This is a genomic window from Pseudomonas sp. FG35, from assembly GCF_057809295.1.
In genome coordinates, this window is sequence record NZ_JBMDJR010000008.1 from 237,341 (window position 1) to 260,763 (window position 23,423).

Consider the following 23,423-nt stretch of genomic DNA (forward strand, 5'->3'; position numbering starts at 1 on the left):
TAATCGCCCGAATTCCACTTTCGCCGATTGAATCGCCTCGCCCGCGCCCCGCACCATTCGAGCCACAAAACCAATAACAACAGGTTCGACACCATGCTCCCGCGCCCTGCTCCACCCGGCTGATCGCCGCCGCTCGCCCCCTGATTCCATTGAATTCCTGCGCCTCAGAAAACGGCCGCAGCGCTCCCGTTCGCCCCAAAAAAACAAGAGAGACCCGAGCCCATGACAACCTCCCCTGCGCCCTACGCACTTCCCGGTCTGATCGCCCTCGCCCTGGCCGGCATCGCGCTGCCCGCTGCGGCTGAAGAAGCCGGTTTTATCGACGGGGCCAAGGTCAACCTGAACCTGCGCAACTTCTACATCAATCGCAACTTCACCAACCCGACCAAGGCTCAGGGCAAGGCTGAAGAGTGGACGCAGAACTTCATCCTCGACGCCAAATCCGGTTTCACCCAAGGCACCGTCGGGTTCGGTCTGGATGTGCTGGGGTTGTACTCGGTGAAGCTCGATGGCGGCAAAGGCACCGGCGGCACGCAATTGTTGCCGCTGGATCATGACGGACGCCCGGCGGACAACTTCGGCCGCACCAACGTCGCGTTCAAGGCAAAACTGTCGCAAACCGAAGTGAAGGTCGGCGAGTGGATGCCGGTGTTGCCGATCCTGCGCTCGGACGACGGCCGCTCCCTGCCGCAGACCTTTCGCGGCGGCCAGATCACCTCGAAGGAAATCGATGGCCTGACCCTTTACGGCGGCCAGTTCCGCGCCAACAGCCCGCGTGACGACAGCAGCATGAGCGACATGTCGATGACCGGCAAAGCCGCGTTCACCTCGGATCGCTTTAACTTTCAGGGCGGCGAATACGTGTTCAACGACAAGCGCACCCAGATCGGCCTGTGGAACGCCGAACTCAAGGACATCTACAGCCAGCAATACGTCAACCTGATCCACAGCCAGCCGCTCGGCGACTGGACCCTGGGCGCCAACCTCGGCTTCTTCTATGGCAAGGACGACGGCAGTGCCCGCGCCGGCGACCTCGATAACAAGACCTGGTCGGGGATGTTCTCGGCAAAATACGGTGGCCACACCTTCTACGTCGGCCTGCAGAAACTCACCGGCGACAGCGCCTGGATGCGCGTCAACGGTACCAGCGGCGGCACGTTGGCCAACGACAGCTACAACGCCAGTTACGACAACGCGCAGGAACGCTCCTGGCAGGTCCGCCACGACTACAACTTCGCCGCCCTCGGCGTTCCCGGCCTGACCCTGATGAACCGCTACATCAGTGGCGACAACGTCCACACCGGGACCACCACCGACGGCAAGGAATGGGGCCGCGAGTCCGAACTGGGCTACACCGTGCAAAGCGGCGCGCTCAAGGACCTGAACGTCAGATGGCGCAACTCGACCATGCGTCGTGATTTCAGCAACAACGAGTTTGACGAGAACCGCCTGATCGTCAGCTATCCGATCAGCCTGCTTTAAGCCGCCTGTCCGAATGGCTGGCGTTGCGCCAGCCATCATTTAAAGTGAAAAAACCTGAAGGACTCAGGCGCTCCACCCCCACCCGCTTCCGTTATCTGTTGATGTTGGTCCCCCAAGACTCGAGCCAGGTTGTCATCGGAAGACCCTGCTGATCACCGGAGGACCGCCTCATGATCACCCGACTCAACCCCGCTCCCGTCGACAAAGACTGGGACGCCAAGGCGTACCAGCAGTTTTCCCGTCTCAGGCAACAACCGGTCGATGAATTGCTCGGCCGTGTCGACCTGGAAAATCCCCAACGCATTTATGACCTGGGCTGCGGCACCGGGATTGCCACAAAGATTCTGGCGGATCGCTGGCCCGAGGCAGAGATCAAGGGCATCGACAGTTCGAAAGACATGCTTCAGGTCGCCCGCTGCCTGCCGATCAAGGCGCGCTGGCAACACGCCGAACTGCAACACTGGAAACCCCGCAAGCCGGCCGACCTGTTGTTCGCCGCGGCCGTGCTGCATTTCATCGATGACCATCAAACGCTGTTGCCGGGACTGCTTCGCCACCTCAACCCCGGCGGGTGCCTCGCCGCGCACATGCCGGACTGGCGTGATGCGCTGTGGTATCGGCTGATGCTCGGCACCCTCAACGATGCCGGCCCCTGCGGCCGCCCCATCGGCACTGCGCAATTGCGCCAGCGCATGGCCGCGCGGACGTTGTTGTCGCTGGAGGATTACTACCGGCTGCTGGCTCCGCGGACCCAGTCGCTGGATATCTGGGAAACCGAGCAGTTGCAGGTCGTGCGCGGAAGCTCACCGATTTATGACTGGGTGAAGGTGTCGGCGCTGCGGCCGGTGATGCAGGGACTGACGTCAGAGGAACAGGCACGCTTCATTTATCACTACCTGAGGCGGGTGCATGCGCACTATCCGCAGGAGGAAAACGGCCATACGTTGTTTGCGTTCAAGCGGATTTTCATTGTTGCCAAGGTGTGAAGTCCAAAGGATCGCAGCCTTCCACAGGCTGCGATTCTTCGAATTCGGCGATTACTCGCGGGATTCGGTACCCAGCTCATCCCACACCGATTCGGCCAGATGAAACGTCGCATTCGCCGCCGGAATCCCGCAGTAGATCGCGCTCTGCATGATCACTTCCTTGATCTCGCCTCGGCTCACGCTATTGTTCGCCGCTGCCCGCAGGTGCAACTTGAGTTCACCTTCGCGGTTCATGCCGATCAGCATGGCGATGGTGATCAGGCTGCGGGTGTGGCGTGGCAGGCCCGGGCGGGTCCAGATGTCGCCCCAGGCGTGACGGGTGATCATCTCCTGAAACTCCGAGTTGAACTCGGTCAGCGTGGTCAGGCTGCGATCGACATGAGCGTCGCCGAGCACCGCGCGGCGCACTTGCAGGCCGTCGTCGTAACGTTGTTTCTCGTCCACGGAAATCCCCTCAATCGGCCAGCAAAAAGGTCAGCACGCGGTCGCTGAATGCGTCGCCGGCCTGAACGTTGGAAAGGTGCGCCGCATGGAACTCGGCGTACTCGGCGCCGCGCACGCGTTCCTGAATGAAATGCCCGCCGGACGGTGGCGTCACCGCATCTTCGGTACCGGCGATCACCAGCAGCGGCGCCTTGATCGACGCCAACTGCTCACGGAAATCCGCATCGCGCACCGCCGCGCAGTTGGCGGCGTAACCTTCAGGATGGGTCGCGGCCAACATGTCGGTGATCTGCTTCGCGGCTGCCGGGTTGGCGGCGGAAAAGTCCGGGGTAAACCAGCGGGCAATCGACGCATCGCGCAAGGCGACCATCGCCGCCGGGCCGTCGCGCAGCACGGTTTCGATGCGCGGATTCCACACCGACGGATCGCCGATCTTTGCAGCGGTGTTGCAGACGATCAGTTTGTTCAGACGCTGGCCGGCATTGATCCCCAGCCACTGGCCGATCAACCCGCCCATCGACAGACCGCAGAAATGCGCGCGTTCGATGTGCAGCGCATCCAGCAGCGCCAGCACGTCGCGGCCCAGTTGCTCGATGCTGTAAGGGCCCGGCGTCACCAGCGACTGGCCATGCCCGCGCGTGTCGAAACGCAGCACCCGAAAATGTTCGGTGAAGGCTGGCATCTGTACGTCCCACATGTGCAGGTCGGTGCCCAGCGAGTTGGACAGCACCAGCACCGGCGCATCGACCGGGCCTTCCAATGAGTAATGCAGTTCGCCATCGGCGAGTTGAACGAAAGCCACAGCCCTCTCCTTTCAGTCAGACAATGCGTTGTGTTCGGCCACCGCACGCTCGACCCAGACCTGCGCCTGACCGAGGTAATGGGCGGGATCGAGCAGATGATCCAGTTCGGTTGCGCTCAGCTCTGCGGTCACCTGCGGCTCGTCACCGAGAACCGCACGCAGGTGACGCTGTTCGGCCACCGCTCGTTTGCAGCATTGCTCGAGCAGATGATGCGCGGTATCACGACCGACCCGCTGCGCGAGCACGATGCTCACCGCTTCGGCCAGCACCAGGCCTTGAGTCAACTCCAGGTTGCGGGCCATGCGCGCGGCATCGACCTCCAGACCGTCGGCCAGCAGCCGTGCCTGTTGCAGTGCGCCCGACACCAGGCAGCAGATTTCCGGCAGGGTTTCCCATTCGGCGTGCCACAGACCAAGGCTGCGCTCGTGTTCCTGCGGCATGGCGCTGAACAGCGTCGAGACCAGCCCCGGCACCCGGGTCGCGGCACCGATCAACACCGCCGCGCCCACCGGATTGCGTTTGTGCGGCATGGTCGAGGAACCGCCCTTGCCCGGCGCCGACGGCTCGAACACTTCCGCCGCTTCGGTCTGCATCAACAAGCTGATGTCGCGGCCGAATTTGCCGAGGCTGCCGGCGATCAGACCGAGCACCGCGCCGAACTCGACGATGCGATCGCGCTGGGTGTGCCACGGTTGTTCCGGCAGGTTCAGGTGCAGTTCTTCGGCCAGCGCCTGGGCGATCGGCAACGCCTGTTCGCCGAGCGCCGCGAGGGTGCCGGACGCGCCGCCGAATTGCAGCACCAGCAGTCGCGGTTTGAGCTCGCGCAGACGCTGACGGCTGCGCGTGATCGCACCGAGCCAACCGGCGATCTTCATGCCGAGCGTCACCGGCGTCGCATGTTGCAGCCAGGTACGTCCTGCCAGCGGCGTCGCGGCATGGCGCTGCGCCTGAGTGGCGAGGGCGTCGGCCAGTTGCCCCAACTCCCTTTCAATCAATTCCAGCGCCTGACGCAATTGCAGCACCAACCCGGAATCCATCACGTCCTGACTGGTGGCGCCCAGATGCACATAGCGCTCGGCTTCGGCATCGGTCGCGGCAATCTGTTTGCCCAATGCCTTGACCAGTGGAATCGCCGAATTGCCGGCCGTGGCAATCGCCTCGCCCAGCGCTGCGAAATCAAACAGCCCGGCGCGGCAGGCGTTTTCGATGGCCGCGACAGCATCCGCCGGAATCAAGCCGACCCGCGCCTCGGCCCGGGCCAGCGCCGCTTCGAAGTCGAGCATCGCCTGCACCCGGCCCTGATCGCAGAACACGTCGCGCATATCGCGGGCAGTAAAGTAGGCATCGAACAATTGATTGCCCGGTCGCTGAGTCATAAACAGTCCTTGACGGCGCGGGCACTTGTGGCCCGCGCGCATGGTTTAAAGGTCGTGGTGCAGATACTTCGCTTCTTTCGGCAGGCGCAGGCTGAACAGGAACGCCACGGCCATCATGATGGTGACATACCAGTAGAACGCGTTTTCCATGCCGCCAGCCTTGAGGCTCAGGGCCACGTATTCGGCCGACCCGCCGAAGATCGCGTTAGCCACCGCGTAGGCCAGGCCGACGCCGAGGGCGCGGACTTCCGGCGGGAACATCTCGGCTTTCACCAGACCGCTGATCGAGGTGTAGAAACTGACGATCGCCAGCGCCAGGGTGATCAGCACAAAGGCCAGGAACGGACTGCCGACACTTTTCAGGCTGAGCAGGATCGGCACTGTGAACAACGTGCCGAGGCCGCCGAACCAGAGCATCGAGTTACGCCGGCCGATCTTGTCGGCGAGCATGCCGAACAGCGGCTGCATGCACATGTACAGGAACAGCGCGCCGGTCATGATGTAGCTGGCGGTCTTGGCGTGCATGCCGGCGGTGTTCACCAGGTACTTCTGCATGTACGTGGTGAAGGTGTAGAAAATCAGCGAGCCGCCGGCGGTGTAACCCAGCACGGTGATGAACGCAGCCTTGTGGTCGCGGAACAGTGCGCGGATGCTGCCGGCGTCCTTGTTCTCGCGCATTTCCTTGCTCGTGGTTTCTTTCAGCGAGCGACGCAGGAACAGCGAAATCAGCGCGGCGGCCGCACCGACCACGAACGGAATCCGCCAGCCGTAGGCACGCAATTCTTCTTCGGTGAGGAACTGTTGCAGGATCACCACCAGCAGCACCGCCAGCAGTTGCCCGCCGATCAGGGTCACGTACTGGAACGAGGCGAAGAACCCGCGCTGGCCCTTGAGCGCGACTTCGCTCATGTAGGTCGCGGTGGTGCCGTACTCACCGCCCACCGACAGGCCTTGCAGCAGACGCGCGAACAACAGCAACAGCGGCGCCCAGACGCCGATGTCCTTGTAGGTCGGCAGACAGGCGATCAACAACGAGCCGAAGCACATCATCAGGATCGAGATCAGCATCGAGTTCTTGCGCCCGTGCTTGTCTGCGACCCGGCCGAAAATCCAGCCGCCGATCGGTCGCATCAGAAACCCGGCGGCGAAAACGCCAGCGGTGTTGACCAGCTGCACCGTGGGGTTGTCCGAGGGAAAAAACGCCGGGGCGAAGTAGATCGCGCAGAAAGCGTAGACGTAGAAGTCGAACCATTCGACGAGGTTGCCGGACGAGGCACCGACAATGGCAAAGATGCGCTTGCTGCGCTCTTCGCCGGTGTAATGGGAGGTGGTGATTGTCATTGTTTTTTCACTCGATAGGGACAGTGAGAGTCTAGACACACTTCGCAACAGTCCCGTTCCGCATTGGATCACCAACCAGACCCGATCTCTGTCGTTCCCACGCTCCGCGTGGGAATGCCGCCATGGAAGCTCTACGTCCACTGTGACGCGGAGCGTCACGGTATGCATTCCCACGCAGAGCGTGGGAACGATCAGTATCCGGTTCAGTAATCGAAGAACACCGTCTCGGCATCAGTGCCCTGCAGGATCACATTCCACTGATAGACACCCGCCGCATCCGGCTTCGCCAGCAACGTATCGCGGCGCTCGGCCGGTACGCATTCGAGCAGCGGATCATTGACGTTCGCCGGATCGCCCTCGAAATAAATCCGCGTCAGCAAGTGCTTCACCAGACCGCGCGCGAACACCAGCACCACCAGATGCGGCGCCTGGGTCGAGCCTTTCAGGCCTTCGACCGTGCCCGGCTTGATGGTGGTGAAACGAAAGCGCCCTTCGGCGTCCACCGGTACCCGGCCAAAGCCTTCGAAATTCGGATCGAGCGGCTTGGCCTGCTCGTCTTCAGGGTGATCGTATTTGCCGGCAGCGTTGGCCTGCCAGACTTCGAGCATGGCGTCGTTGACGACATCGCCGTTTCCATCCACCACTTGCCCGGTGATCGCCACACGCTGGCCGAGGGTCAGTTCGTTGGCGAGGTTTTCACGGTTCAGCCAGGTCAGGCCGATGTGGTAATACGGCCCGACGGTGTGGGACGTGGTCGCAGTCAGGGTCATCTCATTTCTCCATCGGCGTGGCTTCGCGGCCGCGCAGCACGATGTCCCAGCGATAAGCGAGGGCGTAGGACGGAATGGTTTTTTCCAGATCGAAAGCGGCGATCAGGCGTTCCTTGGCCGAGGTGTCCGGCACGCAGTTGTAGATTGGGTCGTAGGCCAGCAGCGGGTCGCCCGGGAAATACATTTGCGTGACCAGGCGCGTCAGGATGCTCGGCCCGAACAACGAGAAATGCACGTGGGCCGGGCGCCAGGCGTTGTGGTGGTTGCCCCACGGATAGGCGCCGGGCTTGATGGTCTGGAACTGATACCAGCCGTCGGCGTCGGTCACGGTGCGGCCGGTGCCGGTGAAGTTCGGGTCCAGCGGTGCGTCGTGCAGGTCACGGGCATGGTTGTAGCGACCGGCGGCGTTGGCCTGCCAGATCTCCACCAGAATCCCCGGCACCGGCAGGCCGTCTTCGTCGAGCACACGCCCGTGAATGATGATCCGCTCGCCGAGCGGTTCACCCTGATGCTGGGCGGTCAGATCGTTGTCGGTGTCGGCCACACGCTCGGCGCCGATGGTCGGGCCGGTGATTTCCGACAGCGAATGCGGCAGGAACACCAACGGCTTGGACGGCGAGCGCAGATTGGTGGATTGATAGGTCGGGTGCAGGTACGGCGGCTGGGTGCCTTCCTGCGGGCGGCGGTAACCAGGCTTGTCAGTCATTTCGCTTTCCTCTGTTCTTTTTCGTCACGGCTTGCGTCAGACGCGTTCGATGGCCAGGGCCAGACCCTGGCCGACACCGACGCACATGGTCGCCAGACCTTTCTTGCCACCAGTCTTTTCCAGCTGATGCAGCGCAGTCAGCACCAGCCGCGCGCCGCTCATGCCCAACGGATGACCGAGGGCAATCGCGCCACCGTTCGGGTTGACCTGGGCCGCGTCGTCCGCCAGCCCCAACTCGCGCAATACCGCCAGACCCTGGCTGGCAAACGCTTCGTTGAGTTCGATCACATCGAAATCGCTGACCGCCACGCCGAGGCGTTCGGTGAGTTTGCGCACCGCCGGCACCGGGCCGATGCCCATCACCCGTGGCGCGACCCCGGCGCTGGCCATGCCCAGCACTTTGGCGCGGGCAGTCAAACCGTGTTTTTTCACCGCTTCCGCCGAGGCCAGAATCAGCGCGGCAGCACCGTCGTTGACGCCCGACGCGTTGCCGGCGGTGACGGTCTTGTCCGGGCCGTTGACCGGTTTCAGTTTGCTCAGCGCTTCAAGCGTGGTGTCGGCGCGAGGGTGTTCGTCCTGGCTGACCACGGTTTCACCCTTCTTGTGGGCGATCCGCACTTCGACGATTTCTTCGGCGAAGTAGCCGGCAGCCTGGGCAGCGGCAGTACGTTGCTGACTGCGCAGGGCGAAAGCGTCCTGATCCTCGCGGGAAATTTCGTAATCGTCGGCAACATTGTCGGCTGTCTGCGGCATCGCATCGACGCCGTACTGGGCCTTCATCAACGGGTTGATGAAACGCCAGCCGATGGTGGTGTCTTCCAGTTTCATGTTGCGCGAAAACGCCGCGTCGGCCTTGCCCATCACGAACGGTGCGCGGGACATCGACTCGACACCGCCGGCAATCGCCAGCTCCATTTCGCCGCTGGCGATGGCGCGGAACGCTGTACCGATGGCGTCCATGCCCGACGCGCAAAGGCGATTGAGGGTGACGCCCGGAACGCTCTCCGGCAGACCGGCCAGCAGCAGCGCCATGCGCGCCACGTTACGGTTGTCTTCGCCAGCCTGGTTGGCGCAGCCGAGGAATACCTCGTCGATGGCGCTCCAGTCCACCGACGGATTGCGTTCCATCAGGGCCTTGATCGGCACGGCGGCCAGGTCGTCGGCGCGAACCGCCGCCAGACCGCCACCAAAACGACCGATGGGGGTACGAATCGCATCGCAGATATAAACGTCGCGCATCATGCTTCTCCCGGTGCCTGGCCGTGGGCCGCTGCGGTGCGGGCTTCGAGATCACGCAGGGCGGTCAGCTCGACTTCGGTCGGTTCGGCGGTGGTGTCAACGTTGTCGGCAAAACGGATGGCCCAACCGGTGGCAGCGATCACTTGTTCACGGGTCACGCCCGGGTGCAGTGCGGTGACCACGAATTCGTGGGTGCCCTCTTCCGGCTCCATGATGCACAGGTCGGTGATGATCCCGACCGGGCCGGCACCCGGCAGGCCCAGACGTTTGCGCGAATCGCCGCCCTCGCCATGGCCGACCGAGGTGATGAAATCGAGTTTGTCGACAAACGAACGCGCCGACTGTTTAAGGATGATCAGCACGCTTTTGGCGGAACCGGCAATCTCCGGCGCGCCACCGGCACCCGGCAGGCGTACTTTCGGCTGATGATAGTCGCCGACCACGGTGGTGTTTATGTTGCCGAAACGGTCGACCTGGGCTGCGCCGAGGAAACCGACGTCGATGCGCCCGCCCTGCAGCCAGTAGCGAAAAATCTCACCGGTCGGCACGACGGTGTCAGCGGTTTCCGCCAGTTCGCCGTCACCGATCGACAGAGGCAATACGCTGGGTTTGGCGCCGATCGGGCCAGATTCGTAGATCAGCACCACGTCCGGCGACGAGGTCAGGCGCGCCAGGTTGGCGGCTTTCGACGGCAGGCCGATGCCGACGAAGCACACCGAGCCGTTCTGCAGGCGACGGGCCGCGGCGACGGTCATCATTTCATTGGTGGTGTAAGTCATTACTTGGCCTCCGAAGCAGCGGCCAACTTGGCCTGGAACTCGCTGAAGTCAGCGCAGCCATGGATGTATTCGTTGATCCACGCGGTAAACGTCTCACGGTCGCGGGCGATCGGATCCCACGCCTGATAGAAGCGGTTGTCACGCTCGGTGTAACCGTGGGCGTAGGACGGATGCGCGCCACCGGGTACGTGGCAGACCGCGCTCAAGGCCCAGTTCGGCAGCACGCAGGCGTTCATCGGGGCGTTGAGGTTGTCGACGATTTCTTCGACGGTGACGATGCACCGCTTGGCAGCCAGTGCGGCTTCTTTCTGCACGCCGAGGATGCCCCACAGCAGCACGTTGCCCTGACGGTCGGCTTTCTGGGCGTGGATCACGGTCACGTCCGGACGCACCGACGGCACCGCCGCCAGCACTTCGCCGGTGAACGGGCAAGTCACGGATTTGATCAGCGGGTTGACCTTCGGCAGGTCGGAACCGGCGTAGGCCCGCAACACCGCGAACGGCAGGCCGGAGGCGCCGGCGACGTAGGCATTGGCCAGGTCGGCGTGGCTGTGTTCTTCGATTTCCAGCGCGTGCGGCCATTGCTTCTCGACCGCGTCGCGCAGACGGTGCAGCGAACCCACGCCAGGGTTACCACCCCAGGAGAAGATCAGCTTGCGTGCACAGCCGGCGCCGATCAGTTGGTCATAGATCAGGTCAGGCGTCATCCGCACCAGGGTCAGATCTTTCTTGCCCTGACGAATGATTTCATGACCCGCCGCCGTAGGGATCAGGTGAGTGAAGCCTTCGAGCGCGACGGTGTCGCCGTCGTTGACGAATTGCTTCACCGCGTCGTGCAGCGAAAGGATCTCAGCCATGGAGCGGGCTCCCGTTTTTGTAATGAATCGCCAGTGAATAAAAAGGCGCGAGGTTCTGCGCCGGAGTCACTGAAGATTAAGCCGCTGATTTTCGCCAAACAATCCGATAATCGACTGAGTGTTCGTTTATCGAACAGATTGTTATCTGCCTAATGATCACTCCCGCACCGCGTGCGGGAGTGATGGACGTGGATATCAGGTTGCGTCCGCGTGACTGACCAGGCCCTTGATCACCACCGCTGCCGTGGCCAGCCCGGCCGGGATCACCAACGCTGTCAGCACCTGTTCGAAATTCCAGCCCAGGCCCAACAGGGTTGCGCCCATCCACGCCCCGAGAATCGCGCCGAAGCGGCCGATCCCGAGCATCCACGAGACACCGGTCGCCCGGCCCTGCGTCGGATAAAACCGCGCTGCCAGCGACGGCATCGCCGATTGCGCGCCGTTGACACACATGCCCGCCACCAGCACCAACGTCGCCAGCAGCGTGATGTTGCCCAGACTCTGCCCCACCGCGTAGGCAAAAACCCCGGCCAGCAGGTAGAAAATGCCGATGACCTTGTGCGGATTGAAGCGGTCCATCGCCCAGCCCACGCCGACCGCACTCAACACCCCGCCGAACTGGAACAGCGCGCCGATAAACGCCGCCTGCTCCATGCTCGCGCCGCTGTCGCGCATCAGGGTCGGCAGCCAGCTGGTCAGCAGGTAAACAATCACCAGGCCCATGAAGTAGGTCAGCCACAGCAGCAACGTGCCGACGCTGTAGGTACCGGAGAAAATCACCGCGAACACGTTGCGCGCTTTGACGGTTTTCTGTTCCGGCACGCTGAAACTCGCGGCCTGAGCGACGATGGCAGGATCAATGGGTGCGAGGGTCCTGCGCACCTTGTCAGTGCCGCGATTGCGCACCACCAGATAGCGCGCCGATTCCGGCAGCCAGAGCAGCAATACCACGGTGAGGATCAGCGGCAGAATCCCGCCGATCAACAACAGGCTGTGCCAGCCGAATGCCGGGATCAGCTTGGCCGAAATGAATCCACCGCCGGCCATGCCGAGGTTGAAGCCGCAGAACATGCTGGTCACCAGCAACGACTTCTTGCGCTCCGGGGTGTATTCCGACAACAGCGTGGTGGCGTTCGGCATCCCCGCGCCCAGTCCCAGACCGGTGAGGAAACGCAGTACCAGCAGTTGATCGACGTTGGTGGCGTAGGCCGAAGCCAGGCTGAAGGCGCCGAACAGAAATACCGCGCCGACCAGTACGACTTTTCGCCCGAAGCGGTCAGCCAGCGGCCCGGAGCCCAGCGCACCGAAGACCATGCCGATCAGCGCGGCACTCATCACCGGGCCGAGGCTGGCGCGGTCGATGCCCCAGTCCTGGGACAGGGCTGGCGCGATAAAACCCATGGCCGCAGTGTCGAGGCCATCGAGGAACACAATCAGAAAACACAGGATCACCACGCGCCACTGATAGCGCGAGATCGGTTGAGCGTTGATGAAGGACTGCACGTCGAGGCAGTGACCTACAGCGGACTGAGGCTGGTTCATTATTTTTATTCCACGCAAGAAAACGCAGTCGAACGGCGGCCGGCCAGAGAGCGGCACGGTCACAACTATATAAGGAAGGAATCAGGCGTTGCGCTAATACCGGCAACAGGAACGGGAGCGGCGACAGTCGGGGAACGTGCGCATGGGAAGTTGCCTCTTGTCATTATTATGGGAGTCGACAATCCGGCGGGCTCATTCACATTCGCGCCGGATGACGCTGCCGCGACATTAATGATCCGGGGGTTTTAGCGTCAATTCGATAAACGCAACTCTGTGCGTTTATCGAACAGCTTCATCAGGCGAACAACTGCGCACTGAGGTCGCGGCTGGCGCTCAACAGACCGGGCAGAAAGCGCTGCTCCAGCTCGGTGCGGCTGACGCGACCGGCGTGGGTGCTGACGTTGAGCGCGGCCACCACCTGGCCGGAAGCGTCGTACACCGGCACGGCGATCGAACGCAGGCCCTGCTCCAGTTCCTGATCGACAATGCACCAGCCTTGCTGCCGGACTTCCTGCAGACATTCGAGCAAGGCGTCTGCGGTGTGAATGGTGCGGCTGGTCTTGGCCACCAGTTCGGCGTGGTCGAGGTATTCGCGCAGCGAGGTGTCGTCCAGCGCCGCCAGCAGAATCCGCCCCATGGACGTGCAGTACGCCGGCAAACGCCCGCCCACCGAGAGGTCCACCGAAATCAGACGCTGAGTGGTCGCCGAACGGGCGATGTAGAGAATGTCGTCGCCTTCCAGCGTGGCCATGTTGCAGGCCTCGTGCAGTTGCTCGCTCATGCGGTCGAGGTACGGCTGGGCCGAGACCGCCAGCGGCGTCGACGACAGATAGGCGTGACCGAGGGTCAGCACTTTGGGCAGAAGCGAATAAGTGCGCCCGTCGGTGGTGGCGTAGCCGAGTTTGATCAGTGTGTGCAGGCAACGGCGCACGGCGGCGCGGGGAATTTCCGTGCGGTGGCTGATCTGGGCGATGGTCAGGTGGCGCTTGCGCTCCTGAAACGCCTGCACCACCGCCAGGCCACGGGCCAGGGAGGTCATGAAATCCGGATCACCAGTCAGGGCCTGGATACGCTTGGCCGGCGAAGCGACGATCGGCGGCGCTACCGAGGTGAAGGAATTGCGCATTTGATCGTTCATGTCAGGTCCTTTTTTTCTTGTTCGGATCAACGGCTATACAAGCGGCTCGCTGGCGGATACACAAGTGACAGACCGCCAACACCGGGCGATTATCGAACCGTCGACCGATAATCGCAATCACCCTGGCCTCCTCGGCCAGGCTGTGCAGAGCGGATTTGAACTTGGAACGTCTGGACGATTTAAGCGCCTTAGTTGTTCGACTAAATGGCGCCAGAAACCAAACACTGGGCAACAACGATGCAACTATTGCCGGAAGTTGCACGTCACAAAACAATCACACATCCGGAACCGTTTTTAACTTGGCAAAGATAGTCAATCCCGATTCGGCCGCTATAATGCACCTCAGTGACACCGCGCTTTTATTTGCCGACGGTGCCACCCGCCGGCGCGATGTCCATCGCCGCCGGCCCCGGCCAGCGCCTGATGCGCATTACTCATGCACCGCCAGCGCGCTCGCTGAAACAGGAAACTGATGCTGCGTCAGTTTTAATCTGGTGCCGTAGCCGCCTGCAACATGGAAGTCCTGACCGTCTTCCCGACAACACCGCTGCCTGTCCGGGCGAGCGCTTGTTGGTGAACCGGTTAAATGATTCGTTGCAGTGCGTTTCACCAGACATTTATCTCAACTCATACAGGTAGCACTGTGACGAAAGACGAACTGCGCGCGGAACTTGAGCGCCAGGAACAACGTTACAAGGAAGTTTACGGCGGGGAAGTCACCACCTACGCCGCCCAGCCCGAACCAGAACGCAAAGCCTGGCGTAAACGCCCTACCGTTCAGGATCAGGTCTTCCAGCAAGAACTGAAAAAAATGGAAGAGGAACTCAAAGCCGAAGAGCCTTGATGCCTTCCTTTGAGACTTTCGAGGGTAAGCGTACTCACCGGGCTACAAGCACGGTGGACTGACGATGCCTTGCGCGCCCGCTACCCGCGGGCAGCGGCCAACTCCCCTGTATTGCACAGGTTTGGAGCATGTCAGACGCGTTTCTCAGATATTTCATACAAGTTTCAGCCCCCTCCCGACAACCGGCCAATCCGCCGGCGTCTCGCATTTTTATCAATCGAATCAACACCTTGCAAAACCCTGCAAAAAGCTTGGGTAATGCACCTTGATACAAATTAATTTGGCGAAGACGCTTACCGATGAGCAGGTAGGGGATCGATTTCCAGTCTTTTCTGGCATAATCGCGCCCCCTTATGACCGGGTCAGAAAACCTTCATGATCGATTTATTCAGCGGACTGGATGCCTGGGTGCTTGTGAGCCTCCTGCTCGCCCTGACATTTGTCCTCGCCTTCGAGTTCATCAATGGATTTCATGACACCGCTAACGCGGTAGCCACTGTTATCTACACCAAAGCGATGCCGCCTCACCTGGCGGTGTTCTTCTCGGGCGTGTTCAACTTCCTCGGCGTATTGCTGGGCGGCGTTGGCGTGGCGTATGCCATCGTGCACCTGCTGCCGGTAGAACTGTTGATCAACGTAAACACCGGCCATGGTCTGGCGATGGTGTTCTCGCTGCTCGCCGCCGCGATTGCCTGGAACCTGGGCACCTGGTACTTCGGTATCCCGGCCTCCAGTTCGCACACGTTGATCGGTTCGATCCTCGGTGTCGGCCTGGCCAACGCCCTGATCAACGAAATTCCACTGGCTGACGGCGTCAACTGGCAGAAAGCGATCGACATCGGCGCCTCGCTGGTGTTCTCGCCGATGGCCGGCTTCCTGATCGCCGCGCTGGTGCTGATCGGCCTGAAATGGTGGCGCCCGCTGTCGAAGATGCACAAGACGCCGGAACAGCGCCGCAAGATCGACGACAAGAAGCACCCACCGTTCTGGAACCGCCTGGTCCTGGTGATCTCGGCAATGGCCGTGAGCTTCGTGCACGGCTCCAACGACGGCCAGAAAGGTATCGGCCTGATCATGCTGGTACTGATCGGTATCGTGCCTGCGCAGTTCGTACTCGACCTGAACAGCACCACCTACCAGATCGAACGCACTCGCGATGCGACCCTGCACCTGAGCCAGTTCTACAAGCGCAACGCCGATACCCTGGGCGAATTCCTGGCCCTGGGCAAAAGCGTGGAAGGCGACCTGCCGGAGAAATTCCGTTGCAACCCGCAACAGACCGAACCGACCATCGCCGCCCTGCTCGACACGCTCAAAGGTGTAGCTGACTACCACTCGCTGTCCGCTGAAAGCCGCATCGAAGTGCGTCGCTACCTGCTCTGCCTGGACGACACCGCGAAGAAAGTCAGCAAACTGCCAGGCCTCGCCGCTCGTGAAAAAGCCGACCTGGACAAACTGCGCAAAGACCTGACCACCACCACCGAATACGCCCCGTTCTGGGTAATTCTGGCGGTAGCGCTGGCCCTGGGCCTGGGCACCATGGTCGGCTGGAAACGCGTGGTACTGACCATCGGCGAGAAGATCGGCAAACAAGGCATGACCTATTCCCAAGGCATGTCGGCCCAGATCACCACCGCCAGCCTGATCGGCATGGCCAACATTTTCAGCCTGCCAGTGTCCACCACCCACGTCCTCTCCTCGGGCGTGGCCGGCACCATGGTCGCCAACAAAAGCGGCCTGCAAGGCGGCACGGTGAAAACCATCCTGCTGGCCTGGGTCCTGACCCTGCCAGCCACCGTGGCGCTGTCGGCCGGCCTGTTCTGGCTGGCGTCGAAGGCGCTGGGTAGCTGATAGACCGCTGAAATGAAAAAGGCGTGATTCGAAAGGATCACGCCTTTTTTGTTGCTTCCAGAGATGCGACGCGGAGCGTCCCGGGCTGCATTCCCACGCGGAGCGTGGGAACGATCAAAGCAAAGCAGTCCGCCTTCCGCTCCTCACCACTCAACACGATGAGCGTTAGCTCGAGTAATGCTTTTGACGTGCCGGCCCCATCGGAAGGCTGAGTGGAGGGATTTATCCGGGGGTGGGAGCGCAGCGACCGTGCGGCGAAGCCGCATGCATCGAGAGGAGGTGCAGCGAAGCAAACCGTAGGCGATGCCCCCGGATAAATCCCGGAACGAAGGAACGCCGAGCCAAAGCGAGGTGCCGAACGCCGGGGCCCAGACCTTTGGTTCCTTTGGGGCGTTTGCCAAAGGGACTCGCCGTAAGGGCGAAACCGTCAGCGGCAACACCCGCAGAAACGGATATTCACCCCAAACAACCCAAAGCATGGTCGGCCCAAAGGCCGCCAAGAAGACAAAAAAAGGGCAACCGAAGTTGCCCAAAATGCCTTGCGTGCTCATCAAACCCGGAAGAATCAAGGCTTCTTGCGCTTGTTCGCATCCTTCCAGATAAAAAATCCAAACCCTGCAAAAAACAGAACCATCAGGCCCACAGTCAGGACCCCGGCAAACACCACGTTATCGAAAAACATGACTGGCCTCCTGGCCCCTGCTCTGCTGCGATGGAACTAAGTTAACCAATCAGGCAGGCGCAGGAATTGACCGGGATCAATGCCGCTCACCATGGGGAGGAAAGGAGGGGAAATAACTGACCTGCATCAACGGATGCAGGGGAGATCAACGCTTTTTCGGTTTGTTTTTCGGCTTTTTCTTCGGTTTACCCAAAGGCATGGCCTGCTCGAAAGCCTGGCGTACTTCGTTCAGGCGCTTCTCGTTGAGGTCATGCACCCGCTTGGCGCGTTCGGTGTTGAGGTCAATCAGCTTGTCGTCTTGGCTCATGGCGTTCGGTGCATCGCTTGGACTGAATCACAACTGCCGGATCTCCGACAGGACTGCGCCAATAATGCGGCCTGACGCAGGCGCTGACCAGCCACTGACCTGAACGCTCTACAACAATTCATGTACCGCCCACCGGATTTGCCCGCACAATCGGCACCTCGCTCTGAACCCGAAGGATCTGCGCCGTGCCCCTGCATCAGGATCTGCCACCGCTGATGGCCTTGCGCGCCTTTGAGGCCGTGGCCCGCCATTTGAGCTTCATCAAGGCTGCCACTGAGCTGTCGGTGACCCAAAGCGCGATCAGCCATCAGGTGCACAAACTCGAAGAGTTCCTCGATCAGCGACTGTTCGTGCGCCGCACCCGGGCGATCGATCTGACACCCGCCGGCGAACACTACTACCGGCAGATCGAACCCGCCCTCGCCGCGATTGCCGCCGCCACCCACGACCTGCGCGGCGAACGCCCCGCCACCCTGCGCATCGGCCTGCTCGCCTCTTTCGCCACTTTATGGCTGGCACCGCGCCTGGCGGATTTCAACGCGAACTACCCGAACATCCACGTCGAACTGCTGCCCGCCGTGCAACTGGCCGATGTCGACGCCGGCGAGGTGGATCTGGCGATCCGCTACGGCAAGGGCGGCTGGCCGAAAGTCCAGGCCCGCCGGTTCATGGGCGAAACCCTGACACCAGTGTGCAGCCCGGCCTTCAAGGCCAAAGGCGTGAGCAACGGCCCGTTGCTGATGGCCAAGTCGCACCAGCCGTTCGAATGGATCGACTGGCAGCAACACAGCGGCATCGATCTGACTCATGTACCCAGCGTCATGCTGCATGACTACAACATCGTCGTCGAAGCGGCCGTCGCCGGTCAGGGCATTGCCATGGGCCGTGAACGAATGATCGATCGGCGGATCAAGGAGGGCGCGCTGGTGCCAGCCTTCGATACGCCGCCAATGCTCGGCGAGATCGGTTATTGGCTGGTCACCCCGCAACGCCCGGCCACTGCGGCGGCGCAGAGTTTCTGCCAGTGGCTGGAGGAAACCGCGAACGCATGAGTTTTTTGGATGCGTCGAATTAAATCTATCCGTTTGTCGCCCTTTCCTCGCCACAACATGCTGAAGCCCTCACTCAGGAGGACTTCCCATGACCGATTCCCTCAGCCAACGCGTTCAACAACTCGGCCTGCGCCTGCCCGAACCGAGCCAACCGATCGCCAATTACGTCAACCATGTGGTCAGCCAGAATCAGCTGTTCATCTCCGGGCAGATTCCATTGCTCGACGGCAAACCTGTCTTCATTGGGCGACTGGGCGAAGCGATCTCCGACGAAGAAGGCATTAAAGCCGCTGAACTGGCTGCCATGGGACTGCTCGCCCAGTTGAGCCATGCGCTGGGCGATGACCTGTCGAAACTGGTGCGCATCCTGCGCCTCGGGGTTTTCGTCGCCGCCACACCGGACTTCAAGGCTCAGGGCTTCGTCGCCAACGGCGCCTCGAACCTGCTGGTCAACGCCCTCGGCGACAAGGGCCGGCACGTGCGCACTGCGGTCGGCGTGTCGAGTCTGCCGGCCGGCGTCGCGGTGGAAATCGACGCGATCTTCGAGCTCAAGCCGTGAACATCGATGACCTCTCGCGCCTGCGCGCAGCCACACCCGGCTGCGCTCAGGTGGTCCACTTCAACCACGCCGGCGCCTCGCTGCCTAGCCAGGCCACCCTCGATGCAGTGATCGAACAGTTGCAACGCGAAGCCCTCGGCGGGCCGATGGAAGCGGCAGACAACCGGGTACAGGAACGCGCGCGCAACGCGGCCGCCGCCCTGCTCAACGCCCAGCCCGAAGACATCGCCTTCGCCAGCAGCGGCTCGGCAGCCTGGAGCCAGGCGTTCAACGCGCTGGGGCCGTGGCAGCCCGGCGAACGGATTCTGGTGGGGCGTCATGAATGGGCCGGCAATCTGGCGTGCATGGCCGAAGCGGTGAAGGCCGGCGCGCGGCTCGAAGTGATTCCTTGTGACGCCCACGGGGCAGTCGACCCGCAAGCCCTGGCGCAGATGATCGACGGCCAGGTCCGCCTGATCGCCCTGACCTGGCTGCCGGCCAACGGTGGTCTTATCAACCCCGCCGCGCAGATCGGCAGCGTGGCGCGGCGTCACGGCATCCCTTATTTCATCGATGCCGGTCAGGCGCTGGGGCAGTTGCCTTGCGATGTTCAAGACTTGCAGTGCGACGTGCTCAAGGGTGCCGGACGCAAGTTCCTGCGCGGGCCGCGCGGCACGGCGTTGATGTACATCCGGGCGCAATTTCTGCAACGGCTGCTCCCCGTGCAGCGCGATGTTTTGTCGGCGCCGTGGGACGGCAAGCGATTCACTCTGCGTGATGACGCGCGCCGCTTTGAAACCAGTGAAGTGTCGCTGGCGCTGCTGGCCGGGCTGGCCAATGCGCTGGAGGAGCACAATCGCCTCGGCGCGTTCGCGATCCGCCAACGCATCGCACACCTGAGCAATGGACTGCGGCAACGCCTGAAGGCGATTCCCGGCCTGACGCTGCGGAATCTTGGCGCGGCCAATCAACAATCCGGGCTGATCGCCTTCACGCTCGAAGGCTGGGACAGCGTGGCGCTGAAGCAGACGCTGGCCGAACGGCGAATCAACATCGGCGCCAATGGCGTGGCCTACACGCCGCTGGACATGCAGGCGCGCGGGCTGACGAATATTGCGCGGGTGGCGTTGAGCTACTTGAACACAGAAGAAGAGATCGACGTGCTGCTGGAAAACCTGACGGAACTGGCCGCCCGGCCTCAGATCTCGATATCGACCCAAAGCCCCTGACGCGGCTGATCTTCCATCAACGGCGCCACCGGTACGGTGTTGTCGGCATTCAGTTCGGTGCCGGGCACGGCGAGGTGCGCTTCGGGGTCGTCGTCGGCTTCGCGGCGCCGGCGATCGCGTTCCTGCTGGCGGCGCTGCTCTTCGCGCAGCAGATAGCCGTCCTCTTCCGGGTCGCGCTTTTGCAGGTCGATGGTGCTTTCGTTGGAGCTTTCCTGCACCGGCACCACAGGGGGAATATCCGGTCGCTGGCGGATCGGATCCTGCTGGGAGGTGATCGGCACGGCGCTCAGGGGGAGCATCGGTGGCAGCATATGAAGGGTCTCCTGTCAGCAGGTTATCGGCGGCGCCAGGGGGGCCTTGAGCCATCGGTCGCAAACTTGTGACCGGTTTGGCACTCAGGGGTGCCGCAACATCCCGTAAAACCGATGCATGACCTAATCTTCCCTGCAATTGGCCGATTGCGGTTAAAAGCCGGGCCGAGGCTCCTTATCCTTTGGCCTCGAGCCCTCATTCCGTTAAGATAGCCCGCTTTTTCAAGGTGGGAGTCAGGCAGCATGGCGCAGCAGTATCAACCGGGGCAACGCTGGATCAGTGACAGCGAAGCAGAGCTTGGTTTAGGCACCGTTCTGGCACAGGACGGCCGCTTGTTGACCGTGCTTTACCCGGCCACTGGCGAAACTCGCCAGTACGCGCTACGGAATGCGCCCCTCACCCGCGTGCGGTTCTCGCCGGGCGATTCGATCACTCACTTCGAAGGCTGGAAGATGACTGTCCAGCAGGTCGACGACGTCGACGGCCTGATGGTCTACCACGGCCTCAACGCGCAGAACGAAGCGGTCACCCTGCCGGAAACCCAACTGTCGAACTTCATTCAGTTCCGTCTTGCCAGCGACCGTCTGTTCGCCGGCCAGATCGACCCGCTGGCGTGGTTCTCCCTGCGTTATCACACCCTGGAACACACCAGCCGCCAGTTGCAGTCTTCGCTCTGGGGCCTGGGCGGCGTGCGCGCACAACCGATCGCCCACCAGTTGCACATTGCCCGTGAAGTCGCCGACCGCATCGCGCCGCGTGTATTGCTGGCGGACGAAGTGGGTCTGGGCAAGACCATCGAAGCCGGTCTGGTGATCCATCGTCAGTTGCTGTCGGGCCGCGCCAACCGCGTACTGATCCTCGTACCGGAAAACCTCCAGCACCAGTGGCTGGTGGAAATGCGCCGCCGCTTCAACCTGCAGGTCGCGCTGTTCGACGAAGAACGTTTCATCGAAAGCGATGCCACCAACCCGTTCGAAGACACCCAGCTGGCCCTGGTGGCGCTGGAGTGGCTGGTCGACGACGAAAAGGCGCAAGACGCGTTGTTCGCTGCCGGTTGGGACCTGATGGTGGTCGACGAAGCCCACCACCTGGTGTGGCACGAAGACAAAGTCAGCCCGGAATACTCGCTGGTCGAACAGCTGGCCGAGGTCATTCCCGGCGTGCTGCTGCTCACCGCCACCCCGGAACAACTCGGTCAGGACAGCCACTTCGCCCGTCTGCGCCTGCTCGACCCGAACCGTTTCCATGACCTGGCCGCCTTCCGTGCCGAGAGCGAAAACTATCGCCCGGTGGCCGAAGCCGTTCAGGAGCTGCTGGACAAGGGTCGCCTGTCGCCGGCCGCGCACAAGACCATCCACGGTTTCCTCGGCAACGAAGGTGAAGCCCTGCTCACCGCCGTCAACGATGGCGACACCGAAGCCAGCGCCCGCCTCGTGCGTGAACTGCTCGACCGCCACGGCACCGGCCGCGTGCTGTTCCGTAACACCCGCGCCGCCGTGCAGGGTTTCCCGGAGCGCAAACTGCACCCGTACCCGCTGCCGTGCCCGGACGAATACCTCGAACTGCCGCTGGGCGAGCACGCCGAGCTGTACCCGGAAGTCAGCTTCCAGGCCCAGCCGGACGCCAGCGAAGAAGAACGCTGGTGGAAATTCGACCCGCGCGTCGAGTGGCTGATCGACCAGTTGAAAATGCTCAAGCGCACCAAAGTGCTGGTGATCTGCGCCCACGCCGAAACCGCGATGGACCTGGAAGACGCCCTGCGCGTGCGCTCCGGGATCCCGGCCACGGTGTTCCACGAAGGCATGAACATCCTCGAGCGTGACCGCGCCGCCGCCTACTTCGCCGACGAAGAGTTCGGCGCGCAGGTGTTGATCTGCTCGGAAATCGGCAGTGAAGGTCGCAACTTCCAGTTCGCCCACCACTTGGTGCTGTTCGACCTGCCGTCGCACCCGGACCTGCTGGAGCAGCGGATCGGTCGTCTCGACCGGATCGGCCAGAAGCACATCATCGAACTGCACGTGCCGTACCTGGAAACCAGCCCGCAAGAGCGCCTGTTCCAGTGGTACCACGAAGCCCTGAACGCGTTCCTCAACACCTGCCCGACCGGCAACGCCTTGCAGCATCAGTTCGGCCCGCGCCTGCTGCCGTTGCTCGAAGAGGCCGACGACGGCGAATGGCAAGCGCTGATCGACGAGGCGCGCACCGAGCGCGAGCGTCTGGAAGCCGAGCTGCACACCGGTCGCGACCGCCTGCTGGAACTCAACTCCGGCGGCGCCGGCGAAGGTGAGGCGCTGGTCGAGGCCATCCTCGAGCAGGACGACCAGTTCGCCCTGCCGATCTACATGGAAACCCTGTTCGACGCCTTCGGCATCGACAGCGAAGACCATTCGGAAAACGCCCTGATCCTCAAGCCGAGCGAGAAGATGCTCGACGCCAGCTTCCCGCTGGGCGACGACGAAGGCGTGACCATCACCTACGACCGTAACCAGGCGCTGTCGCGCGAAGACATGCAGTTCATCACCTGGGAACACCCGATGGTGCAGGGCGGCATGGATCTGGTGCTGTCCGGTTCGATGGGCAACACCGCCGTCGCGCTGATCAAGAACAAGGCGCTCAAGCCGGGCACCGTGCTGCTGGAACTGCTCTACGTCAGCGAAGTGGTTGCCCCGCGTTCGCTGCAACTGGGCCGTTACCTGCCGCCGGCCGCCCTGCGCTGCCTGCTCGATGCCAACGGCAACGACCTGTCGTCGCGCGTGGCGTTCGAAACCCTCAACGATCAACTGGAAAGCGTGCCGCGCGCCAGCGCCAACAAGTTCATCCAGGCCCAGCGCGATCAGCTGACGCCACGGATCAACGCCGGTGAAGACAAGGTCACCCCGCGCCACGCCGAGCGCGTGGCCGAGGCCCGCCGCCGTCTGGCAGCCGACACCGACGAAGAACTGGCACGCCTGACCGCGTTGCAGGCGGTCAACCCGACCGTGCGCGACAGCGAACTGGACGCTCTGCGCAAGCAGCGTGAACAAGGTCTGGCGATGCTCGACAAGGCAGCGCTGCGACTGGAAGCGATCCGGGTGCTGGTAGCGGGCTAAACCGCCCTGCTCCATCGCCACAAATGAAAAGGCCCGCAGTGATGCGGGCCTTTTTG

The 23,423-nt window shown here is 62.3% G+C and carries 23 protein-coding genes; 9 read left to right on the plus strand and 14 right to left on the minus strand.

Translation table 11 applies throughout. From position 1 onward, the window contains the following. The first annotated feature begins 222 nt into the window (after window positions 1–222). The gene (locus ACODTD_RS17860; RefSeq protein ID WP_489105064.1) at window positions 223–1,482 is read left to right on the plus strand and encodes an OprD family porin; all 1,260 of its coding nucleotides are present in this window, start codon (window positions 223–225) and stop codon (window positions 1,480–1,482) included. 170 nt (window positions 1,483–1,652) lie between these two features. Continuing rightward, window positions 1,653–2,468 (plus strand): methyltransferase domain-containing protein, encoded by an 816-nt coding sequence (locus ACODTD_RS17865; protein WP_011332826.1) that lies wholly within the window; start codon window positions 1,653–1,655, stop codon window positions 2,466–2,468. Between the two features lie 51 nt (window positions 2,469–2,519). Here the strand turns inward: ACODTD_RS17865 and pcaC are convergent, their stop codons facing one another. The 11 genes from pcaC to pcaR form a co-directional block, all read right to left on the minus strand. Then, complete coding sequence (gene pcaC / locus ACODTD_RS17870; RefSeq protein ID WP_489105065.1) at window positions 2,520–2,912, minus strand: 4-carboxymuconolactone decarboxylase; 393 nt, start codon at window positions 2,910–2,912, stop codon at window positions 2,520–2,522. Window positions 2,913–2,922: 10 nt separating this feature from the next. Further along, window positions 2,923–3,714 carry a 3-oxoadipate enol-lactonase gene (gene pcaD / locus ACODTD_RS17875; protein WP_489105066.1) on the minus strand — a complete coding sequence of 264 codons (792 nt, stop codon included), beginning with the start codon at window positions 3,712–3,714 and terminating at the stop codon, window positions 2,923–2,925. Window positions 3,715–3,726: 12 nt separating this feature from the next. Then, the gene (locus ACODTD_RS17880; protein ID WP_489105067.1) at window positions 3,727–5,091 is read right to left on the minus strand and encodes a 3-carboxy-cis,cis-muconate cycloisomerase; all 1,365 of its coding nucleotides are present in this window, start codon (window positions 5,089–5,091) and stop codon (window positions 3,727–3,729) included. A 45-nt stretch (window positions 5,092–5,136) separates the two neighbouring features. Then, the gene (locus tag ACODTD_RS17885) at window positions 5,137–6,432 is read right to left on the minus strand and encodes an MFS family transporter (RefSeq protein ID WP_489105068.1); all 1,296 of its coding nucleotides are present in this window, start codon (window positions 6,430–6,432) and stop codon (window positions 5,137–5,139) included. Between the two features lie 203 nt (window positions 6,433–6,635). Continuing rightward, window positions 6,636–7,202 (minus strand): protocatechuate 3,4-dioxygenase subunit alpha, encoded by a 567-nt coding sequence (gene pcaG / locus ACODTD_RS17890; protein WP_039771428.1) that lies wholly within the window; start codon window positions 7,200–7,202, stop codon window positions 6,636–6,638. Between the two features lies 1 nt (window position 7,203). Then, on the minus strand, window positions 7,204–7,908 hold the full coding sequence (pcaH, locus tag ACODTD_RS17895) for a protocatechuate 3,4-dioxygenase subunit beta (protein ID WP_011332820.1): 705 nt from the start codon (window positions 7,906–7,908) through the stop codon (window positions 7,204–7,206). A gap of 36 nt (window positions 7,909–7,944) precedes the next feature. Continuing rightward, window positions 7,945–9,150 (minus strand): 3-oxoadipyl-CoA thiolase, encoded by a 1,206-nt coding sequence (gene pcaF / locus ACODTD_RS17900; protein WP_480392670.1) that lies wholly within the window; start codon window positions 9,148–9,150, stop codon window positions 7,945–7,947. After that, complete coding sequence (locus ACODTD_RS17905; protein ID WP_221615148.1) at window positions 9,147–9,926, minus strand: CoA-transferase subunit beta; 780 nt, start codon at window positions 9,924–9,926, stop codon at window positions 9,147–9,149. The genes pcaF and ACODTD_RS17905 overlap by 4 nt, the downstream gene beginning before the upstream one ends. After that, window positions 9,926–10,783, minus strand: a complete 858-nt coding sequence (locus ACODTD_RS17910; RefSeq protein WP_489105069.1) for a CoA transferase subunit A — start codon at window positions 10,781–10,783, stop codon at window positions 9,926–9,928. The genes ACODTD_RS17905 and ACODTD_RS17910 overlap by 1 nt, the downstream gene beginning before the upstream one ends. Before the next feature lie 195 nt (window positions 10,784–10,978). After that, on the minus strand, window positions 10,979–12,325 hold the full coding sequence (gene pcaK, locus ACODTD_RS17915) for a 4-hydroxybenzoate transporter PcaK (RefSeq protein WP_064382955.1): 1,347 nt from the start codon (window positions 12,323–12,325) through the stop codon (window positions 10,979–10,981). 295 nt (window positions 12,326–12,620) lie between these two features. Next, a complete protein-coding gene (gene pcaR / locus ACODTD_RS17920; protein WP_011332816.1) occupies window positions 12,621–13,463 on the minus strand; it encodes a pca regulon transcriptional regulator PcaR in 843 nt (280 codons plus the stop codon). Between the two features lie 161 nt (window positions 13,464–13,624). Between pcaR and ACODTD_RS17925 the strand changes: the two genes are divergently transcribed. The 3 genes from ACODTD_RS17925 (at window position 13,625) to ACODTD_RS17935 (ending at window position 16,158) form a co-directional block, all read left to right on the plus strand. Next, complete coding sequence (locus tag ACODTD_RS17925; protein WP_489105070.1) at window positions 13,625–13,936, plus strand: hypothetical protein; 312 nt, start codon at window positions 13,625–13,627, stop codon at window positions 13,934–13,936. 170 nt (window positions 13,937–14,106) lie between these two features. After that, complete coding sequence (locus tag ACODTD_RS17930; RefSeq protein ID WP_007957826.1) at window positions 14,107–14,307, plus strand: hypothetical protein; 201 nt, start codon at window positions 14,107–14,109, stop codon at window positions 14,305–14,307. A gap of 375 nt (window positions 14,308–14,682) precedes the next feature. Further along, window positions 14,683–16,158, plus strand: a complete 1,476-nt coding sequence (locus ACODTD_RS17935; protein WP_011332813.1) for an inorganic phosphate transporter — start codon at window positions 14,683–14,685, stop codon at window positions 16,156–16,158. A 565-nt stretch (window positions 16,159–16,723) separates the two neighbouring features. On the opposite strand, the gene ccoM is transcribed toward ACODTD_RS17935, so the two are convergent. Together ccoM and ACODTD_RS17945 are read right to left on the minus strand one after the other, a co-directional pair. Further along, window positions 16,724–16,840, minus strand: a complete 117-nt coding sequence (gene ccoM, locus ACODTD_RS17940; RefSeq protein ID WP_007959205.1) for a cytochrome c oxidase subunit CcoM — start codon at window positions 16,838–16,840, stop codon at window positions 16,724–16,726. A 145-nt stretch (window positions 16,841–16,985) separates the two neighbouring features. Further along, on the minus strand, window positions 16,986–17,147 hold the full coding sequence (locus tag ACODTD_RS17945; protein ID WP_007959203.1) for a hypothetical protein: 162 nt from the start codon (window positions 17,145–17,147) through the stop codon (window positions 16,986–16,988). A 185-nt stretch (window positions 17,148–17,332) separates the two neighbouring features. Between ACODTD_RS17945 and ACODTD_RS17950 the strand changes: the two genes are divergently transcribed. From ACODTD_RS17950 to ACODTD_RS17960, 3 genes are all read left to right on the plus strand, one after another. Continuing rightward, complete coding sequence (locus tag ACODTD_RS17950) at window positions 17,333–18,199, plus strand: LysR substrate-binding domain-containing protein (protein ID WP_489105071.1); 867 nt, start codon at window positions 17,333–17,335, stop codon at window positions 18,197–18,199. 88 nt (window positions 18,200–18,287) lie between these two features. Continuing rightward, window positions 18,288–18,758: a RidA family protein gene (locus ACODTD_RS17955; RefSeq protein WP_489105072.1), complete on the plus strand. Its 471-nt coding sequence runs from the start codon at window positions 18,288–18,290 to the stop codon at window positions 18,756–18,758. Beyond that, on the plus strand, window positions 18,755–19,966 hold the full coding sequence (locus ACODTD_RS17960) for an aminotransferase class V-fold PLP-dependent enzyme (RefSeq protein WP_201816766.1): 1,212 nt from the start codon (window positions 18,755–18,757) through the stop codon (window positions 19,964–19,966). The genes ACODTD_RS17955 and ACODTD_RS17960 overlap by 4 nt, the downstream gene beginning before the upstream one ends. On the opposite strand, the gene ACODTD_RS17965 is transcribed toward ACODTD_RS17960, so the two are convergent. Then, entirely contained in the window at window positions 19,936–20,277 is a 342-nt protein-coding gene (locus ACODTD_RS17965) for a hypothetical protein (protein WP_007959194.1), read from the minus strand. The genes ACODTD_RS17960 and ACODTD_RS17965 overlap by 31 nt on opposite strands. A 243-nt stretch (window positions 20,278–20,520) precedes the next feature. Between ACODTD_RS17965 and rapA the strand changes: the two genes are divergently transcribed. After that, complete coding sequence (gene rapA, locus ACODTD_RS17970; protein WP_085748196.1) at window positions 20,521–23,367, plus strand: RNA polymerase-associated protein RapA; 2,847 nt, start codon at window positions 20,521–20,523, stop codon at window positions 23,365–23,367. Window positions 23,368–23,423: the final 56 nt, after the last annotated feature.